Consider the following 2,439-nt stretch of genomic DNA (forward strand, 5'->3'; position numbering starts at 1 on the left):
TTTCAATCGTGACGGTGCCACTCAGGCCAAATTGAGAACTGGCGGTGATGTCGTTCTCAGGGGTTAGTTGCGGGCGAAAGACAAGTCCAAAAATCCCTTGAGTGGTGATTTGAATATTGCCTCCATTGCCCTGAAATGCATTGGCAATAATGTCGCTGTTCTCAAATCCGGCAATCACTGGGGCGTTAATGGTGATGTTGCCGCCATTGCCTGCACCACCAGCGGTGGCCGAAATCAGACCGCCATAGCGCATTACCAACCCTTGGCGTGCTAACAGGTTAATATTGCCACCCCCGCCGGAGAGTGTGCTAGCTATTAAACTCCCTTGATTTGCGAGAAAAATGGAATCGGCATTGATCTTCAACTGACCAGCATTGCCAATGCCATCATGTTGTACGGTGATGGTACCGCCCTCTGTCACGGCAAGTCGTTGGGCATTGATTACGAGTTCTCCAGTGTTACCAGTTGGCTGCGTTGGCAGGCCAAAAAGAGCTTGCAAAAATGGGTCAAGTATTTCTGCATTGGCACTCACCCGAGCCCTTAGACCGTTCCCGGCAACCCCACTCACGGTTAGCGCCTCTGTATTCAATAGAATTTGACCTGCATTTCCCGTTGCTACAGTTGCACTATTGATCGCTGCCCCATTCAGCACATTCACCACAGGTGCAACCACTTGGGTAATACCTGCATTGCCTTGGCCAAAGGTATAGGTTGAAATGCTACTCGATAGCACAGCCACAGACGAAACCCCAGTCACCTCAACAGATTCTGAGGCTCGAACCACCACGTTGCCGCCATTCCCCTGTCCGCTTCCCGGTAAGGGAACCCCAGCAGTCGAGGTGCCCAGCGCTACCCCTGACGTAATGCCTGCCCCCGCTTGAATGGTGACCCGAGGACTGCTAACGCGGACATTTCCGGCATTACCTGCCCCTAACGTTAGTGACGAGATCGACGCGCCTTCACCGCTAGCGCTGACCCCGGTTAAATTGACCTGATCGCGAGCTGTAACCCTAATATCTCCGGCTTGTCCTGTCCCTGCACCCGGAAGAATTAGACCCAAAAATTCACCCGTCACGAAGGAACCAATATTTGCACCCGCGCTTAAATCTAACCGCGAGGCATCCACTGTAATGGTGCCTGAGGTGCCTGCGCCGGACGTGACCGAGAGAATTCCACTGGGTAATGATGAAATTAGCGGATGTCGTTCGCTGGCAGAGAGCGTCCCCGTGACATTCAGGGCTATATTGCCCCCTGTGCCTGTACTAATATCTGTGGACGAGTAGATCCGCCCCCCCTGCTCAAATTGCAGTTGCCCAGTGGTGAGTTGAATGGCTCCCCCTGTGCTCGTTCCCTGCGTCGAGCTACCTATACTAGTTGCAAAGATGGGATTAGCTGGGTTGTACCCTGAAATCACCGTCGTGTCAGTAGCGGTGACCGTCACGTTACCCCCTTGTCCCGTCGCTCCAACATTGACCCCAGTTGTGATTTGCCCGCCATCCTGCAAGCGCAGATTTTGCGTTGAGAGGTTGATCGCGCCTCCAGCGCCCGTACTCAAAACATTGCTAGTAATTCGGCTAGTCAGATCCTGGGTCGCAAAAGCTGGATTACTACTTAGAGATGAGGCTCCACTGATATCCACTGTGTCAGCTCTCACCGTGATTGCTCCTGCCGTGCCCGACCCTTGGTTCAGGGTTTGAATCAGCGCTCCCGATTGCAAGGTTAATTGCGGGGTAGTCATGTTGATTGCCCCCCCTGCGCCACTCATGCCTGCGCCAACAGAATTAAACACCCATGCTCCATAGGGTGCCATTGTTAGATCTTCACCCGTTAGGGTCAGGGCTTGACTGGCGTTTAGCGTAATATCCGCCCCTGATACAGCGTTGAGGGTCGAAGCCCCAATTTGGGAGGCATCCACGGTGACCGTGCCCCCTTGCACCTGAATTCCCCCTTGCGGATTTGCCGTCAGATTGGCATTCCACAATGAGGAGCGATTCAGAAGCTGAATATTACGAAAATCTTGGATGTTGCTATAGCCCAATTGCCACCCGGATGAGGTGGGGCTCAAGGAAACTTGGCCATTGGCCGCACTACCAAGCTCAATCCGCCCCGAGGGAGCCGTAACCACTCCGCCATTAAAGATCACATCTCCCCCCAATAGAGCCAACGTTTGCCCCGCCGCTGGGGCTAGCCCTAAAGTCGTGGTCGGTACGGGATTATCTCTTCCCGTATTGTTGACGGTAATTTGCCCCGGATTTGCCCCCATCTGTAAGCCTAGAGGTGCACTAATCACCAGCAGCGGAGTTGGAGTGGTGCCATCTGTCCCAAAGCTGACGCCATTGGCAAACAGAACATTCTCTGCGGTGCTAGCGACAAAGGAGCCGGGGACATTCAGGCTGGCTCCGGCTCCGAAGACAAATCCACTGGGGTTAATCAAAAACA

1 pseudogene is annotated in these 2,439 nt (G+C 53.7%); it reads right to left on the reverse strand.

The features are described 5' to 3' along the window. A pseudogene (locus LEP6406_RS30550) lies at positions 1 to 2,439 on the reverse strand (S-layer family protein); the annotation flags it as partial.

Origin of the sequence: Leptolyngbya sp. PCC 6406 (genome assembly GCF_000332095.2) — a bacterium.
In the GTDB taxonomy this organism is placed as follows: domain Bacteria; phylum Cyanobacteriota; class Cyanobacteriia; order Phormidesmidales; family Phormidesmidaceae; genus PCC-6406.